The sequence below is a fragment of the Oerskovia sp. 140933 genome, assembly GCF_059651515.1.
Genome location: NZ_JAMXIO010000005.1, coordinates 76821 through 99474, shown reverse-complemented (window position 1 = coordinate 99474; position 22654 = coordinate 76821). Strand labels below are relative to the sequence as shown.

Genomic DNA, 22654 nt, shown 5'->3' with positions numbered 1-22654 from the left:
GGCGCTCCGGCAGGGGCGTCCGCACCGTCAGGCGGGCAGCCGGTAGACCTCGCCGTCCTGCTCCACGAGGCCGTCCTCGACCAGGCTCGCGACGCACCGCCCCAGCTGTGCGGCGTCGGGCCACAGCCCGGCGACGACGTCGCGGTGCACGGGCCCGTCCGCGCCGCGCAGCGCGGCCATGACCCGGCCCCGTGCCTGCCGGTCGGTGCCCTCCCAGGCCTGGGTCCGGCGTCGGGCGGCGTGCTCGTCCGGTGGGCTGCCCGCAGCCCGCCACGCGCACAGGTCCGCGACCGGGCACTCGTCGCAGCGCGGCGAGCGTGCCGTGCACACGAGCGCACCGAGCTCCATCGAGGCGGCCGCCCACGACGCGGCCTCGGCGTCCCCGGTCGGCGCGACGAGCGTCGCGAGCCGGCGCTCGGCCGCGGTGTACGACGGTGCGGGCAGCGCCGTCCCCGCCACCGCGCGCGCCAGGACGCGCCGCACGTTCGTGTCGACGACGACCGCACGGCGCCCGTGCGCGAACGCCCTCACTGCCGCGGCCGTGTACTCCCCGACGCCCGGCAGCGCGAGCAGCTCGTCCAGGTCCTGGGGGACCTGCCCCGCGTGCCGTCCGACGACTGCGCGCGCGCAGTCCTGCAGGCGCAGGGCGCGGCGCGGGTAGCCGAGGCGCCCCCAGGCGCGCAGCACGTCGGCCGTCGACGCCGCCGCGAGGTCCGCGGGCTCGGGCCACCGCGCCGTCCACGCACGCCACGCGGGCTCGACCCGCACCACGGGCGTCTGCTGCAGCATGACCTCGCTCACCAGGACGCCCCAGGGGGAGCAGTCGTCGCGCCGCCACGGCAGGTCGCGCGCGCTCGCGGCGAACCACTGCCCGACGGCGTCGCGCAGGTCCGCGTGCGGGTCAGGTCCCTGGAGGCTCGCCAGGGCAGGTCGGCGGTCGGGCGTGCGAGGACGCGGGGCGTCGAGCGAGGTGCGGGAGGACGGCATGGTGCGACCATTCTCGCCGACCCTGCGCACCCCGTGCGTCGACGGGGCCGCGCCCGTCCGCCACCCGACGGGAGCCGCGCGGTGTGGCGGTGAGGAACGGCCCCCGTGGCGACGTACCGTTGCCCCTAGTGCAGGGCGAGCCTGCGCGGACAGTCGATCGGAGCCGCACGTGAGCACGGCGCAAGGTACCCGGCCGCCGACCGGGTCGAACCCGGTCCCGGGGGCCCCCGGGCACAGGCCGGGCGGCGCGTCGGCCGGCAGGCCCACGTCCCGGACGCTGCGCGTGCGCCGCACCATGGCACTCGTCCTGCTCGCGGTGATCGTGGTCGGGGTCGTCATGCTCGTCCGGGCCGCGATCGCGTTCGGCACGGGACTGCTCGCGGAGGACCCCCAGGGCAAGGTCGCCCCTCCGCCTCCCCAGGAGGTCGCCGCGACCGGGTACAAGGCCTGCCAGGCCAAGGACGTCACGCTGTGGCTCGCAGCCTCGAGCACCGAGTACGCGGTCGGGGAGAACCCGTCCTTCACCGTGACGCTGACGCACGTGGGCTCCAGGCCGTGCTTCGTCGACGCCTCGTTCGCGGTCCAGGAGCTCACGATCACCTCCGGCAGCGAGCGCATCTGGTCGTCGGCCGACTGCCCCGCGGAGTCCGAGCCCCTCCTCATGGCCCCGGGCGACGAGTGGCCGAAGACCGTGACGTGGACGAGGGAACGCTCGGCCCCCGAGTGCGCCACCGGCCTGCCGGCGACGCTCCCGGGGACCTACAGCGTGGTCGTGGCGTCGAACGAGGCCGAGGGGCTCACGAGCCCCGCCGTGTCCTTCACGCTGGTCGCGCCCGAACCCGTGACGCCGCCCGCGCCGCAGACCCCGGCCGACGGGGCTCCCGCAGAAGGGGCCGACGAGGCCCCGGCCGTGCCCGCGGAGGGCACGGAGCCGCCCGCCGCCGGAGACGGGGAGGCGCCGTCGCAGGACGGAGCGGCGACCCCCGAGGGGGACGTCCCGCCCGAGGGGTAGTCCCCGTCTCTGGTCCCGGGGCTGCCCCGGACGCCGGACGTCAACGCGTCGCTGGGCTAGACGTACCGCTCGAGGATGCTCGACTCGGCGAGGCGCGACAGGCCCTCGCGGACAGCGCGGGCCCGCTGCTCGCCCACGCCGTCCACGGCCATGAGGTCGTCGATGCTCGCGGCCAGGAGCTTCTGGAGACCACCGAAGTGCGAGACCAGGCGGTCGATGATGGTGCCCGGCAGGCGGGGCACCTTCGACAGGAGCCGGTACCCGTGCGGTGCGACCGCCGCGTCGAGGGCCTCGCCACCACCCGGGAGGTCGAGGACGCGCCCGATGAGGGTGAGGTCGAGGAGCTGCGTCGAGTCGAGCGCACCGAGGGCGTTCTTGACGTCCGCGAGCGAGCGCTCCTTGCGGCCGAGCTCGACGTAGTCGCGGATGACGGACTCGCGGTCCGAGCCGATCCCGCCGATCAGCTCGTCGAGCTGGAGCGCGAGCAGTCGACCGTCCGTGCCGAGCTCGACGACGTAGCCCGCGATCTCCTCGGAGATGCGGCCGACCATCTCGAGGCGCTGGACCACGGCGCACACGTCGCGGACCGTGACGAGGTCCTCGATCTCCAGGGCCGACAGCGTGCCGCTGACCTCGTCGAGGCGGGCGCGGTAGCGCTCGAGCGTCGCGAGGGCCTGGTTGGCACGGGAGAGGATGGTGTCCGAGTCCTCGAGCACGTAGCGCTGACCGCCCACGTACAGCGCGACGATCCGCATGGACTGGCTGACCGAGATGACGGGGAACCCGCACTGCTTGGCGACGCGCTCCGCGGTGCGGTGGCGCGTGCCCGACTCGGTGGTCTCGATGGTCGCGTCCGGCAGGAGCTGGACCGCCGCGCGCAGGATGCGGTTCGCGTCCCGGTCGAGGACCACGGCGCCGTCCATCTTGGAGAGCTCGCGCAGGCGGGTCGCGGAGAAACCGACGTCCAGCACGAAACCACCCGAGCACATGGTCTCGACGACCTTGTCCAGGCCGAGGACGATCAGTGCGCCCGTCCGGCCACGCAGGATGCGCTCGAGGCCGTCGCGGAGCTCGGTGCCCGGAGCCACTGCTGCGAGGGTCTCCCGGAGCATGTCGTCAGGGTGCACAGGGGAGTTGGCCACGTGGGCATCCTACGCTGCCGGGCCGTTCGAGGGGCGAGAAAACACCGTTCCTGGGACGACCGGAGGTCACGATGGCGCAACGGTTCTCACTCGTCGAAGCGCGTGCGCTCCTGCTGCGAGGGAAGGTGACCGGCGCGCGCCAGCTCGACGGCCTCGCCCAGGTGCTGCGCGGGCAGCACGGTCATGCCCGCAGGGGGCTTGGGGGACGACCCGCGAGGAACCACGGCACGGGTGAAGCCGAGCCTCGCGGCCTCGCCCAGGCGCCGGTCCAGGCCGGAGACCGGGCGGATGTCGCCGGCCAGCCCGACCTCGCCGATCGCGATGGTCCCGGGTGGCATGACCTGGTCCTCGCGGGCCGAGAACGTCGCGAGCGCGATCGCGAGGTCCGCCGCGGGCTCGGTGACGCGGGCGCCGCCGATCGTCGAGACGTAGACGTCCTGGTCGACCAGGCGGACCCCGGCGTGCCGGTGCATGACGGCGAGGATCATCGCGAGCCTGCTCGAGTCCACGCCGCTCGTGGTGCGCCGCGGGTTCGTCAGCGAGCTGGGGACCACGAGGGACTGGATCTCGAGCGCGAGCGGGCGACGCCCCTCGAGCGTCACGGTGATGAAGGTGCCGGGGGCGCCGGCCCCCGAGTGCGACATGAACAGCCCGCTGGGGTCCGTGAGACCCACGATCCCGGTCTCCGACAGGTCGAAGCAGCCGACCTCGTCGGTCGGCCCGTACCTGTTCTTGACGGCTCGCACGAGCCGCAGGCGCGAGTGCCTGTCGCCCTCGAACTGGCACACGACGTCCACCAGGTGCTCGAGCGTGCGCGGCCCGGCGACCGAGCCGTCCTTGGTCACGTGCCCGACGAGGATCACGGGCAGGTCCCGCTCCTTGGCCGCGGCGATGAGCGCCGCGGCGACCTCGCGCACCTGGCTCACGCCGCCGGGGGCGCCCTCGACCTGCGCCGAGGCGATCGTCTGCACCGAGTCGACGACGAGCATCGCGGGGTTCGTGGCCTCGATGTGCCCCAGCACGGTCGCGAGGTCCGTCTCGGCCGCGAGCAGCAGGCCCGGCGCGAGCGCGCCCACCCGCTCGGCCCGCAACCTGACCTGCCCGGCCGACTCCTCGCCCGTGACGTACAGGACCGTGCGAGGCTGCGGCGTCGGGCGCGGGGAGTCGCCCGGGGACGGCACCTTGTCGCTCACTCCGGCCGCGACGTTGCTCGCGACCTTGAGCAGCAGCGTCGACTTGCCCACGCCCGGCTCTCCCGCGAGCAGGACCACGGCCCCCGGGACCAGGCCGCCGCCCAGCACGCGGTCGAACTCGGCGACGCCCGTGGGCGTGGCGCGCGCGGTCTCGACGTCGATCTCTCCGATGGGCCGCGCCGGGTTGCGGGTCGGGGCGACCGCCGCGGTCCGGGGCCCGGCGCTCGCCGTGGCCTCCTCCGTGACGGTGCCCCACTCCTGGCACTCGCCGCAGCGGCCGACCCACTTGGCCGTGGTCCACCCGCACTCGCTGCAGCGGTAGGCGGGCTTGGCCGGGCGCTTGCTCGTGGCACGGGAGGCGGAGGTCGATGTGGTCACGCGCGTCACGCTAGCCGTCGGCACCCACAGCCCGGCGGGGTCGCGGCCCGCGCGGCGCGCCGTCGGCGGCGAGGGGCGCCCGCCCGGGGGCGGCGGAACGTGGTCCCGATGGCGCGCGGCCCGGCCCCTGCCCATCATGAAGCCATGCGCAGGCTCCGGAAGGACAGCCCGTGGTGGACCGTCATCACCACCCTGGGCTCGCTCGCGGCGTGCCTGCTCCTCTACTACGGCGTGCCGCTCGGGGACGCCGACCGCGAGTGGGTGCAGATCCTGCTGTTCGCGGTCGGTTTCCTGGGGTTGTGCTACCTCGTCAGGTTCCAGGTGCGGCGCCAGCTCCGCGCGGGTCGCGAGCCGAGCGTGCGCGTCCAGTCCGTGATCGGGCTGCTGTCGCCCATCATCGTCTTCTTCTCGATCGCCTACTACCTCCTGGCGATCCACAGCGACACCGAGTTCGTGGGGATCGAGACACGCACCGACGCGCTGTACTTCACGGTCGTCACGCTCGGGACCGTCGGGTTCGGGGACGTCCACCCCGTCGGGCAGGCGGCGCGCGTCATCACGATGGTCCAGATCCTGTTCGACCTCGCCGTGATCGGCGTGCTGGTCGCCGTCGCGACGCAGCGCATGAAGGAACGGGCGGAGCGGCGGGACGTCCACCTCGACGGGGACTGACCAGCGCGGCTCCCACGGACGCGTGCGGGCGCACACTATTCTGGCGCCTTCACAGCGTCGCCACGAGGAGAGTGCCATGAGCCAGCAGACGGGGCGGCCGCGTCCACCGTCCCAGGACCGTCCGGGCCTGAGGGACAGCCGTCACCACCGCGGTCCCTCGTCGGACGTCTTCGCACGACGGCGCCTGGTCGCCCTGGTGCTCCTCGTCGGCCTGCTGGTCGGGTTCGTCCTCCTCCTCGCGTTCGTCTGGCCGGGGTTCGCCTCGGGGGGCGAGGAGAAGGAGCCCGCCGAGGTCACCGTCACCGCACCTCCCGCGACACCGACGATCGAGCCGGTCGAGCGGTCGGCGACCACCGAGCTCGCGAAGGCGCTGCCTGCGAGCGTCCTGCAGTTCGCGCTCCGGGAGGAGGCCCCGACCGACGACTACGGTGACGCCGGGGTGATCGAGGCGCACGCGCTGACGTACGCGGACGCCGAAGGGGACGACGCGACCCTCGTCACGGTGCTGGCAGGGCAGTGGGGCACCGACGACGAGGCGAAGGAGGCGTACGACGACCTGGTCGCCGCCGCCGTCGACGCGGGCGGCGAGCCCGCGTCCGAGGGTGACGTCGAGGTCGGTGGCGAGGTCGTGGGAACCTATGTCGTCACCCCGGTCGCAGAGACCGAGGGGACGTCGACCGTCACCTGGCGCAACGGCACGGTCGTGCTGCAGGCGACCGGACCGGTCGACGAGATCGAGAAGTTCTTCACCGCGTTCCCGCTCTAGCCGCGGTACCGTCGGCGACGGCGCAGCGGGGCGCACCAGGTCAGGTGCTCCCCGCGCACCGGGCTCGTCGGCCCTCGGCGGGCACCGGCCGACGGACCGGGACGCACGACCAGGAAGCAGGAACGACGATGTCCTCGACGCCCACGACGACCCACGAGGAGCTCACCCCGGGGCCCGCCCCACGGCTCGCGGTCCTGGGGACCGGCGTCATGGGGGAGACGGTGCTGGCCGGGGCCCTGCGCGCCGGCTGGCCCGCGTCCGAGGTGGTCGCGACCGTGCGCCGCCCCGAGCGGGGCCACGAGCTGGGGGAGCGCTACGGTGCGAGCACGACGACCGACAACGCCGGGGCCGTCCGGGGGGCGCGGGTGGTCGTGGTCGCCGTCAAGCCCAAGGACGTCGCCGCGCTGCTCGCGGAGGTCTCGCCCCACCTGGGCGAGGGGACCGTGGTGGTGAGCGTCGTCGTCGGGCTCTCGACGCGGTTCTACGAGGACCGGCTCCCGGCCGGGACGGCGGTCGTGCGCGTCATGCCCAACACCCCGTCCGTGATCGGTGCGGGCGTCAGCGCGGTCAGCGGCGGCTCGGCCGCGAGCGACGACGACGTCGCCCTGGTCGAGCGGCTCCTGGGCGAGACCGGGCTCGTGGTGCGCGTCGCGGAGAAGGACCAGGACGCGGTCGGGGCGCTGTCCGGCTCCGGCCCCGCCTACGTGTTCTACGTCGTGGACGCGCTCGCGGAGGCGGGCGTGCTGCTCGGGCTGACCCGGGCCGTCGCGCTCGAGCTCGCCACGGCGACCGTGCTCGGCTCGGCCCGCATGCTCGACGAGACGGGCGAGCACCCCGTGATCCTGCGCGAGAAGGTGTCGTCGCCCGGAGGGACCACGGTCGCCGCGCTGCGGGAGCTCGACGCGGGCGGGGTCCGGGCCTCGTTCCTCTCGGCCCTCGAGGCGGCCCGCGACCGGTCGCAGGAGCTCGCCGCGGCTCTCGAGGCGCAACGATGAACGGCGAGCACGGACGGACCCGGCCCCCCGCGATGTCCGACGTCGCCGAGGTCGCCGGGGTGTCGCACCAGACGGTGTCGCGCGTCCTCAACGACCATCCGAGCGTGCGCCCGGAGACGCGGGAGCGGGTCCTCGACGCGATCGCGCGGCTCGGGTACCGACGCAACAGCGCGGCCCGGGCGCTGGTCACGGCACGCTCCGGCACCATCGGCGTCGTGACGACGGGCTCGGCGCTGTACGGGCCGACGAGCACGCTCATCGCGGTCGAGGGCGCGGCGCGCGAGCACGGCTACTTCGTGTCCGTCGCGACGATCCGCAGCTACGACGCGGAGACCATGAACACGGTCCTCGAGCACTTCATGGCGCAGGCCGTCGAGGGGATCGTGGTCATCGCCCCCCAGACGGACGTCGCGTCGGCGGTCGACTCGTTCCGGGCCGCGGTGCCGGTCATCCTCATCGCGGCCCGCGAGCCGGGCGAGACGCCGGGGGGCGGCCCGCACGCCGGCGCCGCGAGCATCCTGCCGATCGCGGTCGACCAACGGCTGGGGGCGCGGCTGGCCACCGAGCACCTGCTCGACCTGGGGCACCGGACGGTCGTCCACCTGAGCGGCCCCCTCGACTGGTTCGACGCGCGCGAACGTGCGCGCGGGTGGCGGGACGCGCTCGCCGCGCGCGGGGTGCCGGAGGCCGAGCGCGAGATGATCCGCTGCACCTGGTCGTCCGACGCGGGCTACGAGGTCGGGCGCGACCTGGCCCGGCGCGTGCAGGCGGGGGACGGGCCGAGCGCGGTCTTCGCGGGCAACGACCACCTGGCGCTGGGCGTCCTGCAGGCGTTCTGGGAGGCGGGCGTCGTGGTCCCGCGCGACGTGTCGGTCGTCGGGTTCGACGACGTCGAGGGCTCGGCGCACTTCATCCCACCGCTCACGACCGTCCGTCAGCCCTTCGACGAGCTGGGGCGCCGCTGCATGGCGCTGCTGCTCGACGCGTTCGCCGGTGCGACCCCGGAGTCCGCGCAGATCCCCCCGGTCCTCGTGACCCGGGCGAGCTCGGCCGCGCCGCGCACCTGAGGCGCCCGGCGCCGCCGCCCGCCTGAACCGCCCGCGCGCCGCGCTCGAGACGTGGGCGCGCTCCCGCGGCGGGACGCCGTTCAGCGCCCTCGAGAACCTCGATCCTCCCGACAGGCCGTCGACGGGGTGGCGAAACCTCGCGTGTGAGCGCTAACATTCACGCCAGGACGTAGCCGAGCGCGACGATGCGACGAGGAGAGACAGCAATGGTGCAGCAGGACGAGGTGGTCGACCTCAGGGAGTCGGTCGTCGCCGGGAACACCGCACTGGGGATCGAGCTCGGCTCGACGCGGATCAAGGCGTGCCTGGTCGGCCCGGACGGGACCCCCGTCGCGAGCGGCAGCCACGCCTGGGAGAACGAGTACCTCGACCGCACCTGGACCTACTCGCTCGACGCGGTGCGCGAGGGGCTGCAGCACTGCTATGCAGACCTGGTCGCCGACATCGAGCGCCGGTACGGCGTGCGCCCGACGACGTTCGGGGCGATCGGGGTCTCTGCCATGATGCACGGCTACCTCGCGTTCGACGCCGACGGCGAGCAGCTCGTCCCGTTCCGGACCTGGCGGAACACGACCACGGGCAAAGCGGCGGCCGAGCTCTCGGAGCTGTTCGACCACAACGTCCCGCTGCGCTGGTCCGTCGCCCACCTGTACCAGGCGATCCTCGACGACGAGCCCCACGTGGCCCGGGTGGCGTCCCTCACGACGCTCGCCGGGTACGTCCACCGCGCCCTCACCGGCCGCCCGGTGCTCGGGGTGGGCGACGCGTCCGGCATGTTCCCCGTCGACCCCGCGACGCGCACGTACGACCGCCGCATGCTCGACGCGTTCGACGGGCTCGTCGCCACGCGCGCACCCGGCCTCGCGGTCGAGCCCCTGCTGCCCGAGGTCCTCGTCGCGGGTCAGGACGCCGGGAGCCTGACCCCCGCGGGCGCGGCCTGGCTCGACCCCACGGGCGCCCTCCGCCCGGGCGTGCCGTTCTGCCCCCCAGAGGGTGACGCCGGGACGGGCATGGTGGCGACGAGCTCGGTCGCGCCGCGCACGGGCAACGTCAGCGCGGGCACGAGCATCTTCGCGATGGTCGTGCTCGAGCACGCCCTCGCCGCCCGCCACCACGAGCTCGACCTGGTCACGACCCCCGCGGGCGACCTCGTCGCGATGGTCCACTGCAACAACGGGGCGAGCGAGCTCGCCGCCTGGGCCGACCTGTTCGGCGAGGTCACGTCCGCGCTCGGCACCCCCGCGGCGCCCGACGACGTGTTCGGCGCGATCCTGCGCGCCGCTCTCGACGGCGACGCGGACGGCGGTGGGCTGCTCGCGTACAACTACCTCTCGGGTGAGCCGATCACCGGGCTCGAGGAAGGGCGCCCCCTGGTCGTCAGGACGCCCGGCAGCAGGCTGACCCTCGCCAACTTCATGCGCACGCAGGTCTACAGCGCGTTCGGCACGCTCGCCCTGGGCATGCGCGTGCTCGCGGCCGAGGGCGTCGCGCTCGACGCGATGTTCGCGCACGGCGGGATCTTCCGGACCGAGGGCGTGGCCCAACGGCTGCTCGCCGCGGCGATCGGCGCGCCCGTGACCGTGGGGCGGACAGCGGGCGAGGGCGGTGCGTGGGGCATCGCGGTGCTCGCCGCCTACGCACGCTCGGTGGCCGGAGGGAACGACCAGGACCTCGACACCTACCTCCGTGAGCACGTGTTCGCGACGGCCGAGCTGGACACCGCCCGGCCCGACCCGGTGGACGCGGCGGGCTTCGCCGCCTACCTCGACCGCTACGACGCGGGCCTCGCGGTCGAGCGCGCCGCCGTCGACGCGCTCTGACCCCGACGAAGGAGATCTCATGAGCACCCTGCCCACGACGACCGAGGCGAGCGGGCCGACCGGCCCCGCCGGCTCCGACGGCCCGGCCGGTGCGACCGGGGCCGCCGACCCGTCCCGCGCGACCGGTCCCGGCCACCCTGCCGCAAGCCCGACGGCCCCGCCGCCGGGCGTGCCCGCCCACCTGCGCGCCGCGGTCGACGCCGCCAAGGAGCGGGTGGCCGCGCTGCACGCCGAGCTGCCCCGCTGGGAGCTCGTGGTGTGGACGGCGGGCAACGTGTCCGAGCGCGTGCGCGCCGCCGAGGGTCCCGGTGGCGCCGACGGCCGTGGTGACCTCCTCGTCATCAAGCCGTCGGGCCTGTCCTACGACGACATCACGCCCGAGTCGATGGTCGTGTGCGACCTCGACGGGAACCTCGTCGAGGGGGACCGTGCGCCGTCGTCGGACACCGCGGCCCACGCCTACGTCTATCGCCACATGCCCGAGGTGGGCGGGGTGGTGCACACGCACTCGACGTACGCGACGGCCTGGGCCGCGCGCGCCGAACCCGTGCCGTGCGTCCTGACGATGATGGCCGACGAGTTCGGCGGCGACATCCCGGTGGGGCCGTTCGCGCTCATCGGCGACGACTCGATCGGGCGAGGCATCGTCGAGACCCTGCGCGAGTCCCGCAGCCCCGCGGTGCTCATGCGCAACCACGGGCCGTTCACGATCGGCAAGGACGCCCGCTCGGCCGTCAAGGCGGCCGTGATGTGCGAGGAGGTCGCCCGGACCGTGCACGTCAGCCGCCAGCTCGGCGACCCGACCCGGATCGAGCAGTCCGACGTCGACTCGCTCTACACGCGCTACCAGCACGTCTACGGTCAGCCGCCCGCGCACTGACGCGCGGCGGGCGGCGCGTCAGTGCGCACCCCCTCACCCGTACACCCGGCCCCGCACCGACGCGGGGGCCGACCCCACCGACACGAAAGATGTGGACCCCATGAGCAAGCCCTACGCGGACCGCGAGATCTGGTTCCTCACCGGCAGCCAGGACCTGTACGGCGAGGAGACGCTGCGCCAGGTCGCGGAGCAGTCGCAGGAGGTCGCGCGCGCCCTCGACGCGTCCGCCGACGTCCCGGCGAACGTCGTCTGGAAGCCCGTCCTGAAGGACGCCTCGTCGATCCGGCGCGCGATGCTCGACGCCAACGCGGACGACCGCGTGCTCGGCGTCGTGACGTGGATGCACACGTTCAGCCCCGCGAAGATGTGGATCGGGGGGCTCGACGCGCTGCGCAAGCCGCTGCTGCACCTGCACACGCAGGCGAACGTCGAGCTCCCGTGGGACTCGATCGACTTCGACTTCATGAACCTCAACCAGGCCGCGCACGGCGACCGTGAGTACGCGTACATGGCGACGCGGCTCGGGGTGGCGCGCACGACCGTCGTCGGGCACGTGTCGAACCCGGCCGTCACGGCACGTGTCGGGTCATGGGTGCGCGGGGCCGCGGGCTGGGCGGCGACGCACGAGCTGCGCCTGGCCCGGTTCGGCGACAACATGCGCAACGTCGCCGTGACCGAGGGGGACAAGACGGAGGCCGAGCTGCGCTTCGGTGTGAGCGTGAACACGTGGGGAGTCAACGACCTCGTCGCTGCTGTCGACGCCGTCTCCGAGGCGGACGTGGACGCCGTCGTGGCCGAGTACGAGGACCTCTACGACGTGGCCGAGGAGCTGCGCAAGGACGGCGACCGGCACGAGTCGCTGCGCTATGCCGCCCGTCAGGAGATCGCTCTCGAGACGTTCCTCGAGTCGGTCGGGGCCAAGGCGTTCACGACCAACTTCGAGGACCTGGGCGACCTGCGCCAGCTCCCCGGCATCGCGGTCCAGCGGCTCATGTCCAAGGGCTACGGGTTCGGTGCCGAGGGAGACTGGAAGACGGCCGTGCTGGTCCGCGCCGCGAAGGTCATGGGCGAGGGGCTGCCCGGCGGCGCGTCGCTCATGGAGGACTACACGTACGACCTCACGCCCGGCAGCGAGAAGATCCTGGGCGCCCACATGCTCGAGGTCTGCCCGTCCCTGACGACGTCGCGCCCGCGCGTGGAGATCCACCCGCTCGGGATCGGCGGCAAGGAGGACCCGGTCCGCATGGTGTTCGACGCCGACCCCGGCGTGGGCGTCGTCGTCTCGCTCGCCGACATGCGCGACCGCTTCCGCCTCACGGCCAACGTCGTGGACGTCGTCCCGCCGAGCGCGCCGCTGCCGCACCTGCCCGTCGCGCGTGCCGTGTGGGAGCCGCGACCCGACTTCGTGACGTCGGCCGAGGCCTGGCTCACCGCGGGCGGCGCGCACCACACGGTGCTCTCGACCGCCGCGGGCATCGACGCGTTCGAGGTGTTCGCCGAGATGGCGCGCACCGAGCTGCTCGTGATCGACGAGAGCACCACGCGCCGCGGCTTCCGTGACCAGGTCCGCTGGAACCAGGTCTACTTCCGCGTCGCGCAGGGCCTGTGAGCGGATCCGCCTCGGGCTCGCCGGACGCGTCGGTCCGCCCCCGCGAGGGGCGGGCCGACGCGTTCGGCTACCTGCTGGTGCACTTCGTCGAGGACCCGGACGAGCACCGTGAGACCGTCCACTGCTCGCTCAGCCGGGGCGACGACCCGACGGCGTGGGACCGGCTGGGCGTCGTGCTCGAGTCCCGGCTGGGCACGACCGGGCTGCGCGACCCGCACGTCGTGCGCACGGGGGACGGGTTCGTCCTCGTCGCGACCGACCTGCGGGTGTTCGGCGGCGACGACGCGGGGTGGGACGCGTGGCAGCGGCACGGGAGCAGGTCGCTCGTGGTGTCGAGGTCCGCGGACCTCGTGCGCTGGTCCGAGCCGCGGCTGATCGAGGTCGCGCCTGCCCGGGCGGGCATGGCGTGGGCGCCCGAGTCCTTCTGGGACGAGCGGGCCGGGCAGTTCGTCGTCCACTGGTCGTCGACGTTGTTCGGGCCCGACGACGACGCGCACGCGGGGGAGTCGTACAGCCGCGTGCTGTACGCCACCACGACCGACTTCGAGACGTTCTCGCCCGCGCGCGTCCTGCTCGACACGGGCCGCACCACGATCGACACGACCATGATCGAGCACGGTGGGCGCGTGTACCGGTTCCACAAGGACAACAGCCCGGGCGGGCGCGGCCTCTACATGGACGTGGTCCCGCACGCGCTGTCCGACGACGCGACCGTGCTGGCCGAGCGCATCGGTGCGGACCTGTTCGGTGACGTCGAAGGGCCGCTGGTGTTCCGGGCGAACGACGCCGAACGCTGGTACCTGTTCGTCGACCAGTACGGGGACGGGGGCCAGGGCTACCGGCCGTTCGTCACCGACGACCTCGCGTCGGGCCGCTGGGAACCCGCGGGCGGGGGCTTCGACCTGCCCGACCGCACCAAGCACGGCGTCGTCGTCCCGCTGCGGGGCGACGAGTGGCAGCGCATCGCACGCGCCTGGGGGCGCTGACGCGACACCGAGGCGCCGCCCGCGCCGCCGACGCGGCCCGGCCTATGCTCGGACGATGGGTCCCGACGCGCAGGCAGAGCTCGTCCGGCTCCACGAGCTGGCGCGCACCACCTCGGCCGACGACCTCCGGGACGGCGCGCGGCTCGGGGAGCTCGCGAGGCTCGTGCGCGGCACGTCGGCGGCCGGCGCGAGCGCCGACGAGATCGCGACGTCCGGCGGGCTGTCCGTGGTCTGGGTGCGTTCCGTGCTCGACCAGACGGACGAGCCCGTGCGCGACCGGCTCGGACGGACCCTCTGGGTCCTGTGACCGGCAGGTCGCCGGGCCCGGCCTCCCGACGAGGCATCCCGACGAGTCTTCCCGAGTTTTCCCGACGACGTGCGCACCCCGCCGGGCGGGGGCCGGGATCGTCCGGCGGGGTGCGGGTGGTCAGGCGTGGGAGAGGGTCCCGGACAGGGCCGTCCACGACTCGGGGTCGAGCGTGACGGTCGTGCGTGCCGCGCCTGCACGGGAGGAACGGGTCGTCGACGCCACGTCGACGGCGGACCAGCACGCGTCGAGGACCTTGCGCGCGTGCGCGGGTCCTTCGACCGCGGCCTCGTGGTCGGCGACCATGCGCCACCCCTCGGTGAGGTCGATGCTCAGCCCGAGGTGGTCGACGTCGACGTCGACCGGTTCGGCGGACCTGTTGGTGAGGAAGAGCGCGACGGCGCCGGTGGCGGGGTCGTGCGTGGCCGCGGCGGTCACGAGCGGGACGTCGCCGTGCGCCCTGGTCGGGGTCGTGGGGACCTCGACCCGGACGTCGAGCACCTCTCCGCGTGCGAGGCGGGCGGTCGTGGCGAACGGGTGGAAGGTGGGCTGGCGCCACGCCTCGCCGTCGGGCTCGGTCATGATGGGTGCGATGACGTTGACGAGCTGTGCGAGCGCGGCCACGGGCACGCGGTCGGCGTGGTTGAGGAGCGTGACGAGCAGGTCTCCGACGACGACGGCGTCGAGCGCCGAGTAGACGTCCTCGATGATGCGCGGGGCGTCGCGCTGGACGGGCAGGTTGGTCTCGCCGGGGAAGCGGGACTGCAGGTACCAGACGTTCCACTCGTCGAACGAGATGGTGATCCTCTTGTCGGAGCGGCGGGCGGCGCCGACCGCGTCGGCCGACGCCACGACGCGGTCGATGAACCGGTCCATGGCCGTGCCGGACCCGAGGAACGACGCACGGTCCCCTGCGAACTCCTCGTAGTACGCGTGCATGGAGATGTGGTCGACCAGGTCGTAGGTGTACGACAGGACGGTCTGCTCCCACTCGCCGAACGTGTCCATCTGCATCGAGGACGAGCCGCACACGACGAGCGAGATGCTCGGGTCGACGAGCTTCATGGCCTTGCCGGCCTCGGCGGCCAGCTTGCCGTACTCGTGGGCGTCCTTGTGGCCGATCTGCCACGGTCCGTCCATCTCGTTGCCGAGGCACCAGAGCCGCACGCCATACGGCTCGGCCCGCCCGTTGGCGATGCGCAGGTCGGCCCAGCGCGTGCCGGCCTCGCCGTTGCAGTACTCGACGAGGGCGGCGGCCGCCGCGACGCCGCGCGTGCCGAGGTTGACGGCCATCATGGGCTCGATGCCCTCGCGCTCGGCCCACCGGAGGAACTCGTCGGTCCCGACGGTGTTGGGCTCGACCGTGCGCCACGCGAGGTCGAGGAAGGGCTTGCGGTCCTCGACGGGGCCGACGCCGTCCTCCCAGACGTAGTTCGAGACGAAGTTCCCGCCGGGGTAGCGGAGCATCGTCACGCCGAGCTCGTGGGTCAGCTCGGCGACGTCGCGGCGGAAGCCGTGCTCGTCCGCCGTGGGGTGCCCGGGCTCGTAGATGCCGGTGTAGACGGCGCGGCCCAGGTGCTCGACGAACGAGCCGAAGAGGCGGCGGTCGATCGGGCCGACCCGGAAGTCGGGGTGGAGCGCCACACGGGCGCGGAGGTGCGTCATCGGGATCCTCGCTTGTGGTCGTCCCGGCGGGGCCGGGGGTGCTTTACAACGATGTAGAGTCTACCTGAGCACGACGCCGAACCCGGAGGAGACCTCATGACGACGACAGCCCGAGGCCCGGTCGGCGGGCGGGTCCCGCACGCCGTCTGGGCCCCCCTGCCCGCCGGTTCGGTGATCCTCGGGACCGACGCCGGGCTCGGTGCGTGGCAGGCCGCGAGCGCACGCGCGACCGTGCCGCACTGCCTCGACGCGCTCGAGTCCTCGGGTGTCCTGGACAACCTGCGGCGACTGCTCGACGAGGGCGACCCCGCACGCCACGACGGCCCGTACCGCGGCTTCAACTTCGCCGACTCCGACGCCTGGAAGACGCTCGAGGCCGTCGCGTGGGACGCCGGCCGCACGGGCACGGACCCTCACGAGGACACGGTCCGCGCGATCGTGGACCTCGCCCGTACGGTCCAGGACCCCACGGGCTACCTCGACTCGCACGTCCAGGGTGGGGCCGCGCCCTCGGGCACCCCCTACGCCGACCTGCGCTGGGGCCACGAGCTGTACGTGCTGGGCCACCTGCTCCAGGCGGGCATCGCCCGCTCGCGCGCCCAGGGGCGCGACGACCTGCTGACGGTCGGTCGCCGCTGGGCCGACGACGTCGTCGCCCGGCTCGTCGACGGCGAGGAGCTGGTCTGCGGTCACCCCGGCGTCGAGACCGCTCTCGTCGAGCTCGCGCGACACACCGACGACCCGCGCTACCTCGACGCCGCGGTCTGCATGATCGACCTGCGCGGTCACGGCCGGCTCGGCTCCGGGCCGTTCGAGCCCGGCTACCACCAGGACGCGCAGCCCGTGCTCGCCTCGACCGAGGTCACGGGCCACGCCGTCCGGCAGCTCTACCTCCTCGCGGGCGTGACCGACGTCTACCTCGAGACGGGCGACCCCGCGTGGCTCACGACGCTCGAACGACTCTGGGAGGACGCGTACGGCCGACGCGCCCACGTCACGGGCGGCATGGGGTCGCGGCACAAGGACGAGTCGTTCGGCGACCCGTACGAGCTGCCGCCGGACCGCGCGTACGCCGAGACGTGCGCCGGGATCGCGAGCGTCCACTGGTGCTGGCGCATGCTCCTCGCGACGGGGCAGGGCCGCTACGCCGACGAGCTCGAGCGTGCCCTGCTCAACGTGGTCGCAGGAGCGACGTCCGCGGACGGCACCCGCTTCTTCTACTCCAACCCGCTCCACGTGCGCGAGGGGCACGACGGCTCGAGCGAGTACTCGCCGTCGGGCAGGCTGCCCTGGTTCGCGTGTGCGTGCTGCCCGCCCAACCTCGCGCGCCTGGTCGCCTCGCTGCACCACTACGTCGCGACCGGGCGCCAGGACGGCACGCTCGCGGTGCACCTGTACACCGACGCCGACGTCGTCCTGCCGTCCGCAGGGGTGGCCCCCGGGACGTCGTCGGCGCGGCTCGAGATCCGCACGCGCTACCCCGACGACGGGACCGTCACGGTCCGCTCGGTCGACCCGTGGCACGCGCCCGTCGCGCTGCGCGTGCCGGGCTGGGCCGACCCCGCCCGGGTGCGCCTCGTCGTCGACGGGGAACCGCGCGAGGCCGCCGTCGTCGACGGCTACGCCACGGTCGTTCCCGGCCCGGACGGGGTGCGAGAGATCCTCCTCGACCTTCCCCTCGACGTCCGTGCGGTCCGTGCGCACCCCCGGGTCGACGCGGTCCGCGGCTGCGTCGCCCTGGTGCGCGGCCCGGTCGTGCACTGCGTCGAGCAGGTGGACGTGCCGGGCGTCGCGCTCGAGGACGTCGTGCTCGACCTCGGCTCGCCCGTGCGCGTCGCGGGGCCCGTCGACGGGATCGACGCCCCCGTGACCCTGCGGGCGCGCGGCCTCGCGCGCCCCGCGGTCCCGGACGCGCCTCTCTACGCCGACGCGCGCGACGGCGCCGAGGACGGTGACGAGCACGCCGGCACCGACGTGGTCGTGGACCTCGTCGCGGTCCCCTACGCTCTGTGGGGCGAGCGCGGTGAGGGGGCGATGCGCGTCTGGCTCCCCACGGCTGGTGACCGGTGACCCCCGACGGCGCCGGTGCGGCGCAGACCGCGGGACGTGACCCCGTGGCACAGTTGACGCCCGAGGTGCTGCCGCCCCGGGAGCGAGGAGGAGTGAGACGGATGCCGGTGACGATGCACGACGTCGCAGCGCGGGCAGGCGTGTCGATCAAGACGGTGTCCAACGTCGTCAACGGCTACGCCCACATCCGCCCCTCGACCCGCGACCGGGTCGAGAAGGCCATCCAGGAGCTCGGCTACCGCGTCAACGTGTCCGCCCGGAACCTGCGCACGCGCCGCACGGACATGATCACGCTCGCCGTCCCCGAGCTCTCCCTGCCGTACTTCGCCGAGCTCGCCGACTCCGTGATCCAGGCGGCCGACGCGCAAGGCCTCACGGTCCTCATCGAACAGACCAACGCCTCGCGCGAGCGAGAGCTCGACGTGCTCTCCGGGCATCGACGGCACCTCACGGACGGGCTCGTCTTCTCGCCGCTCGCCCTCGGTCCCGACGACCTCGAGCACTTCGACGTCGACTTCCCCCTCGTGGTGCTCGGTGAGCGCATCTTCGGGGCGCCCGCGGACCACGTGACCATGAACAACGTCGCCGGCGCCTACGCGGCGACCGAGCACCTCCTCTCGCTGGGCCGCCGCCGGATCGCGGTCGTCGGGGCCCACGCGGGCGAGTCCGTCGGGTCCGCCGCGCTGCGCCTCGCGGGGTACGAGCAGGCGCTCGCGGACGCGGGCATCCCGCTCGACCCCCGCCTCGTGGGGGAGGCCGGCCTGTGGCACCGCTCGACGGGGGCGGAGACCATGGGCCGCATGCTCGACGACGGCGTGGAGATCGACGCGGTCTTCGCGCTCAACGACGCCATGGCGCTCGGCGCGCTGCACGCGCTGCACGCGCGCCGCGTCGACGTCCCGGGTGACGTCGCGATCATGGGCTTCGACGACGTCGACGACGTGCGCTACTCGGTCCCCACCATCAGCTCGGTCTCGCCCGGCCGGCCGCAGATCGCCCGCACGGCCGTCGAGCTGCTCGTCGAGCGCATCGGTGCCCGGCCCGACGAGCCGCAGGCGCCCTTCCGCCGGGTGGTCCCCGACTCGTCGGTCGTCGGCAGGGAGTCGACGGGCGACGTCCCGCCCGGTGGCGGCGAGCGCGTGGTGTCGGTCCAGCCGGGAGGCACCGAGACGGTCGAGGTCGTCCGGCGCGCTGCCGGGAACTGACCCACCCGTCGTCGTCGCGACCTCAGGTCGGGGCGTGGGCCCGTGCGTCGAGCCGCTCCAGCTGGCCGTCGGCGAGCAGCCCCGTGGCCAGCAGCGGGACGCTGACCCCGACGAGCGGGACGAGCACGGGCACGAACCACCACACGAGCAGCAGGACCGTGCTCGTCACGAGCATCGCGAGCGCGGCGGCCGGACCCAGCGCGGGCAGCAGCACGAGGAAGCGCCACGTGCGCACCCAGGGCTCGTCGTACCGCCGGGCGACCGCGGGCACGTAGGCGGCCACCACGAGCGTCCAGGCAGCCACGACCGTGCTCCCGGCGCTCAGGGCCGCCGCCGCGGGACCGTCCAGGGCGCGGAGCACGGCGGCGTCGACGAGCAGCACGGCCGCCGCGACGACCACGGGCAGGCCGAGCAGGACGAGGCGGCGCCAGGCCGCGGCCCAGCCGGTCCAGAAGTCGCGCCACAGACGGTCGGAAGGATCTGCGTCGGCGAGCCGGGCCAGGAGCCGCCCCCCGGAGTCGAGAGCGGGGAACAGGCCCAGCACGACCCCGCCCGCGAGGGTCCCGGCGATCACGAGCAGGTTGACCGCGACGAGCTGCATGACCCACCGCAGCACCTGCATCACGCGACCGGCCCAGCCGTGCACCTCGTCGTCGGCGGTCCTGGGCGAGGGGGGCGTGGGGCGGGGAGCGGGCGCGGTCACCGGACGATCGTGCCAGGTCACGGCTCGTCCTCCACGCGCGTCGCGACGACGACCCGGCCGTCGTCGCCGAGCGCGGTGACGGACGTCGCGGCACGCCCCCGCACGGCGTCCCACGAGGGGAACACGACCGCTGCGACCTCGACCCCTGCGGACGTGGCCCAGGTGAACCGTCCGCGGCCGTGAGCGCGCACCGAACCGGGCTCGACGTCGAGCGGTCCCCGGACCGACGCCTGCACTGTCGAGGGGTCCGTGTCGAGGTGGACCCGGTCCCACGTCCCGACGAGCTGTGCGACGTCCGACGGCCAGGCCGACTCGTCGTCGACCTCGCGGGACGGCCCGGCCCAGGGCTGCGGGGCGACGAGCGGCCAACCGTCGTGCGTCCACACGAGGCGCCGGACCTGGACCCGGTGACGGGTCGGGTCGTGCGCGTCCCGGACGTGGTGCACGAGGGTCTGCCGCCCGGGCTCGGTCAGGACCGAGGCGTGCCCCGGAGCGAGGAGGCCCGGGCCCCCGGCGAAGCGGTGCCCCGCGAGGACGGTCGTGCCCGCGTCGGGGGCGTCCAGGTCCGCCAGGTCCCGGCCCGAGCGGTCGAGGTAGGGCCCCTCGACGTCGTCGGACACCCCGACGCGCACGTGGTACGTCGAGAACAGCGAACCGTGGCTGACCAGGAGCGCCCAGCCGCCGCCCGGGCGCTCGACCACGAACGCCCCCTCGACCGCGCCGTCGACCGAGCGCGGGCGTCGCGCGACCAGCGCGCCGGGGGCCGTGTGCAGGGCCCCGGGAGCCGGCGCCCCCGGAGCGAGGCCGGTCGCCGGATCGAGGTCGAGCACGTGGATCCCGCCGAAGAACGACCCGTAGACGAGGTGGTGGCACCCGTCGGGCGCGACGACCACCTGGGCGTCGATCGCGTTCGGGTGGGTCAGCCCGGCAGGGTCCGGCAGGTGGTCGCTCGCGACGACGACGCCGCGGTCGGTCCAGGGCCCCCCGGGTTGCTGCGCCGTCGCGAGGCCGATCGCGGACCGTCGCGAGCCGAACGACGAGGCCGAGTAGTACATGCGCCACCCGTCCGCGACCCGCACGACGTCGGGGGCCCACAGCCCCTCCGCCCCCGACCACGCCGCGGCCGGCCCGGGTACCCCCTCCAGGGCCCAGCCGTGGAGCTCCCAGTCGACCAGGTCCCGCGAGCGGCGGACCTGGACCCCCGCCCGGAGCGGGCCGTCGGCCGCGGTGTCGGTCGAGAAGAGCCAGTAGGTGCCGTCGTCGTCGCGCACCGCGGTCGGGTCGTGGGCGTGCTCGGCGCCCCACCCCGCAGCGTCGTCCCGCACGTCAGCCCTTCGATCCGGTGAGCGCGACCGACTGGATGATCTGCCGCTGGAAGATCAGGAAGATCACGAGGATCGGCAGCAGCGCGACGAACGACGCCCCCATGATCAGGGGGTAGTCCCGCTGCGTCGCGAACTCGACGTTGAGGTTGGCGATGACGACCTGCAGGGTCTGCTTCTCGGGAGAGTTCAGGTAGAGGATCGGGGCGAGGTAGTCGTTCCAGATCGTCATGAACCACAGGATGAACTGCGCCGCGATGGCGGGCTTGATCATCGGCAGGATCATGACGCGGAAGATCTGGAAGTACGAGGCGCCGTCGATCTTCGCGGCCTCGACGATCGAGTCCGGTACCGACTCCAGGTATTGGCGCAGGAAGAAGATCATGATGATGTTCCCGAACAGCAGCGGGACGATGAGCGGCAGCAGGGTGTCCACCCAGTGCAGCCGGGAGAACATGACGAACTGCGGGATCATGATCGTCGGGTACGGGATCATCAGGCCCGAGAGCAGCGCCAGGAAGATCACGTTCTTGCCCGGGAGCCGCATCTTGGCCAGGGCGAAGGCCGCGAGCGACGAGGTCACGGAGCCGACCACGGTGACCGTCGTGGCCACGACCAGGCTGTTCCGGAAGCCCGAGAGGATGGGCGCCTCGGACCACATGCGCGTGTAGGTGTCCCACTGCGGGTCCGAGGGCCACAGCACGGGCGGCAGCGCGAACACCTCGGGCTTGGTCTTGAGGGACGTCGAGAACATCCACAGCAGCGGTGCGATCATCACCACGGCGAACAGCGCGAGGACGACGAAGAGGATCGTGTTCGTCACGCGGTTGCGGCCGGTGACGCTGTCGAGGGTCTTGCTCATGTCGGTGACTCCTGCCCTCAGTCGATGCTGAAGCTGTTGCGGCGGTTGAGCCGGAACTGGATGAGCGTGATGACGAGGACGATGACGCCCAGGACGACCGCCATGGCCGTCGCGTAGCCCATCTGCTGGTACTTGAACGCCTTGCGGACGATGTACCAGACGACGCTCGCGGAGCTGAACTCCGGGCCGCCCGCCGGGGTCATGATGTTGATCTCGGTGAAGATCTGGGCGCCCGCGATCACGTTGGTGACGACGATGAAGAACGTCACGGGGCGGACCATGGGCAGGGTGATGGACCGGAACTTCTGGAACGCGTTCGCGCCGTCGAGGGACGCGGCCTCGTACAGCGAGGCCGGGACGGACTGGATCGCCGCGAGGTAGAGCAGCATCGAGTAGCCGAGGCCCTTCCACACGGCCATGAGGATGATCGCGGGCTTGACCGTGCTCGTGTTCTGGAGCCAGTCGGGGCCGTCGATGCCGAACCAGGACAACGCCTGGTTGATGAGCCCGAAGTCGCCGTTGTAGGCGAACTGCCACACGATCGCGATCGCGGCGAGCGACGAGATGACCGGCACGTAGTAGACCGTGCGGAAGAAGGTGCGGCCGGGGATCCTCCGGTTGAGCGCGATCGCGAGCACGAGGGCCAGCACGATCCCGATCGGGATGCCGAGCATGTAGAAGAACGTGTTGAACAGGCTCTTGTGGAAGTACTCGTCGGTGAGCAGCGTGGTGTAGTTGTCCAGGCCGACGAACCGCATGGCGCCCAGCCCGTTCCAGCTCGTGAGCGACGCGTAGAGCGCGAAGCCCAGCGGGTACAGGGTGAAGGCCAGGAACCCGACGACGGGGGCCGCGACGAACGCGTAGGCCCACCGGTGCTCGGTGCGGTGGAGGCGGCGTCGGTCCTTGGCGCTGCGCAAGGTCTGGGGCCGCGACGTCGTGCTGGCCGGAGCGTCGTCTGTGACGTCCGCGATCTGCGTCATCGGGGTGGTTCCTCTCGGGTGGCGACCGGTGCT

General features: G+C 73.5%; 20 protein-coding genes. 12 read left to right on the top strand and 8 right to left on the bottom strand.

Going from position 1 to position 22654, the window contains the following annotated elements:
• Positions 1-27 precede the first annotated feature (27 nt).
• The gene (locus tag NHG27_RS04620) at positions 28-987 is read right to left on the bottom strand and encodes an HhH-GPD family protein (protein ID WP_497014899.1); all 960 of its coding nucleotides are present in this window, start codon (positions 985-987) and stop codon (positions 28-30) included.
• A 169-nt stretch (positions 988-1156) separates the two neighbouring features.
• Between NHG27_RS04620 and NHG27_RS04615 the strand changes: the two genes are divergently transcribed.
• A complete protein-coding gene (locus NHG27_RS04615) occupies positions 1157-1999 on the top strand; it encodes a hypothetical protein (protein ID WP_497014898.1) in 843 nt (280 codons plus the stop codon).
• Positions 2000-2055: 56 nt separating this feature from the next.
• Here the strand turns inward: NHG27_RS04615 and disA are convergent, their stop codons facing one another.
• Complete coding sequence (disA, locus tag NHG27_RS04610) at positions 2056-3111, bottom strand: DNA integrity scanning diadenylate cyclase DisA (protein ID WP_193718329.1); 1056 nt, start codon at positions 3109-3111, stop codon at positions 2056-2058.
• Positions 3112-3227: 116 nt separating this feature from the next.
• On the bottom strand, positions 3228-4712 hold the full coding sequence (gene radA / locus NHG27_RS04605; protein ID WP_497014897.1) for a DNA repair protein RadA: 1485 nt from the start codon (positions 4710-4712) through the stop codon (positions 3228-3230).
• Between the two features lie 144 nt (positions 4713-4856).
• On the opposite strand from radA, the gene NHG27_RS04600 reads away from it, so the two are divergent.
• The 9 genes from NHG27_RS04600 to NHG27_RS04560 all read left to right on the top strand — a co-directional run bounded on the left by NHG27_RS04600 (position 4857) and on the right by NHG27_RS04560 (position 13814).
• On the top strand, positions 4857-5384 hold the full coding sequence (locus NHG27_RS04600; protein ID WP_227747942.1) for a potassium channel family protein: 528 nt from the start codon (positions 4857-4859) through the stop codon (positions 5382-5384).
• 76 nt (positions 5385-5460) lie between these two features.
• Complete coding sequence (locus NHG27_RS04595) at positions 5461-6150, top strand: hypothetical protein (RefSeq protein WP_497014896.1); 690 nt, start codon at positions 5461-5463, stop codon at positions 6148-6150.
• A 128-nt stretch (positions 6151-6278) separates the two neighbouring features.
• On the top strand, positions 6279-7145 hold the full coding sequence (gene proC / locus NHG27_RS04590; RefSeq protein ID WP_497014895.1) for a pyrroline-5-carboxylate reductase: 867 nt from the start codon (positions 6279-6281) through the stop codon (positions 7143-7145).
• Positions 7142-8212 carry a LacI family DNA-binding transcriptional regulator gene (locus NHG27_RS04585; protein ID WP_227747943.1) on the top strand — a complete coding sequence of 357 codons (1071 nt, stop codon included), beginning with the start codon at positions 7142-7144 and terminating at the stop codon, positions 8210-8212. Before proC ends, NHG27_RS04585 begins: the two co-directional genes overlap by 4 nt.
• Positions 8213-8418: 206 nt before the next feature.
• Positions 8419-10032 carry a xylulokinase gene (locus NHG27_RS04580; protein WP_497014894.1) on the top strand — a complete coding sequence of 538 codons (1614 nt, stop codon included), beginning with the start codon at positions 8419-8421 and terminating at the stop codon, positions 10030-10032.
• Between the two features lie 19 nt (positions 10033-10051).
• On the top strand, positions 10052-10912 hold the full coding sequence (locus NHG27_RS04575; RefSeq protein ID WP_497014893.1) for an L-ribulose-5-phosphate 4-epimerase: 861 nt from the start codon (positions 10052-10054) through the stop codon (positions 10910-10912).
• Between the two features lie 100 nt (positions 10913-11012).
• Positions 11013-12521 (top strand): L-arabinose isomerase, encoded by a 1509-nt coding sequence (araA, locus tag NHG27_RS04570; RefSeq protein ID WP_193718189.1) that lies wholly within the window; start codon positions 11013-11015, stop codon positions 12519-12521.
• The gene (locus NHG27_RS04565; protein ID WP_497014892.1) at positions 12518-13507 is read left to right on the top strand and encodes a glycoside hydrolase family 43 protein; all 990 of its coding nucleotides are present in this window, start codon (positions 12518-12520) and stop codon (positions 13505-13507) included. Before araA ends, NHG27_RS04565 begins: the two co-directional genes overlap by 4 nt.
• Before the next feature lie 55 nt (positions 13508-13562).
• Positions 13563-13814: a hypothetical protein gene (locus NHG27_RS04560; RefSeq protein WP_497014891.1), complete on the top strand. Its 252-nt coding sequence runs from the start codon at positions 13563-13565 to the stop codon at positions 13812-13814.
• Between the two features lie 120 nt (positions 13815-13934).
• Here the strand turns inward: NHG27_RS04560 and arfA are convergent, their stop codons facing one another.
• Positions 13935-15479 carry an arabinosylfuranosidase ArfA gene (gene arfA, locus NHG27_RS04555; RefSeq protein WP_497014890.1) on the bottom strand — a complete coding sequence of 515 codons (1545 nt, stop codon included), beginning with the start codon at positions 15477-15479 and terminating at the stop codon, positions 13935-13937.
• Between the two features lie 96 nt (positions 15480-15575).
• Here arfA and NHG27_RS04550 point away from each other — a divergent pair, with 96 nt between their 5' ends.
• Both NHG27_RS04550 and NHG27_RS04545 read left to right on the top strand, forming a co-directional pair.
• Positions 15576-17549: a glycoside hydrolase family 127 protein gene (locus tag NHG27_RS04550; protein ID WP_497014889.1), complete on the top strand. Its 1974-nt coding sequence runs from the start codon at positions 15576-15578 to the stop codon at positions 17547-17549.
• A 101-nt stretch (positions 17550-17650) separates the two neighbouring features.
• The gene (locus tag NHG27_RS04545; protein ID WP_497014888.1) at positions 17651-18754 is read left to right on the top strand and encodes a LacI family DNA-binding transcriptional regulator; all 1104 of its coding nucleotides are present in this window, start codon (positions 17651-17653) and stop codon (positions 18752-18754) included.
• A 22-nt stretch (positions 18755-18776) separates the two neighbouring features.
• Here the strand turns inward: NHG27_RS04545 and NHG27_RS04540 are convergent, their stop codons facing one another.
• From NHG27_RS04540 to NHG27_RS04525, 4 genes are read right to left on the bottom strand one after another with little or no spacing between them, the layout of a single operon-like run.
• Positions 18777-19457: a DUF624 domain-containing protein gene (locus tag NHG27_RS04540; RefSeq protein ID WP_497014887.1), complete on the bottom strand. Its 681-nt coding sequence runs from the start codon at positions 19455-19457 to the stop codon at positions 18777-18779.
• A 17-nt stretch (positions 19458-19474) separates the two neighbouring features.
• The gene (locus tag NHG27_RS04535) at positions 19475-20782 is read right to left on the bottom strand and encodes an arabinan endo-1,5-alpha-L-arabinosidase (RefSeq protein WP_497014886.1); all 1308 of its coding nucleotides are present in this window, start codon (positions 20780-20782) and stop codon (positions 19475-19477) included.
• A gap of 1 nt (position 20783) precedes the next feature.
• Entirely contained in the window at positions 20784-21641 is an 858-nt protein-coding gene (locus NHG27_RS04530; protein ID WP_497014885.1) for a carbohydrate ABC transporter permease, read from the bottom strand.
• 17 nt (positions 21642-21658) lie between these two features.
• Positions 21659-22621: a carbohydrate ABC transporter permease gene (locus tag NHG27_RS04525; protein WP_497014884.1), complete on the bottom strand. Its 963-nt coding sequence runs from the start codon at positions 22619-22621 to the stop codon at positions 21659-21661.
• Between the last annotated feature and the right edge of the window lie 33 nt (positions 22622-22654).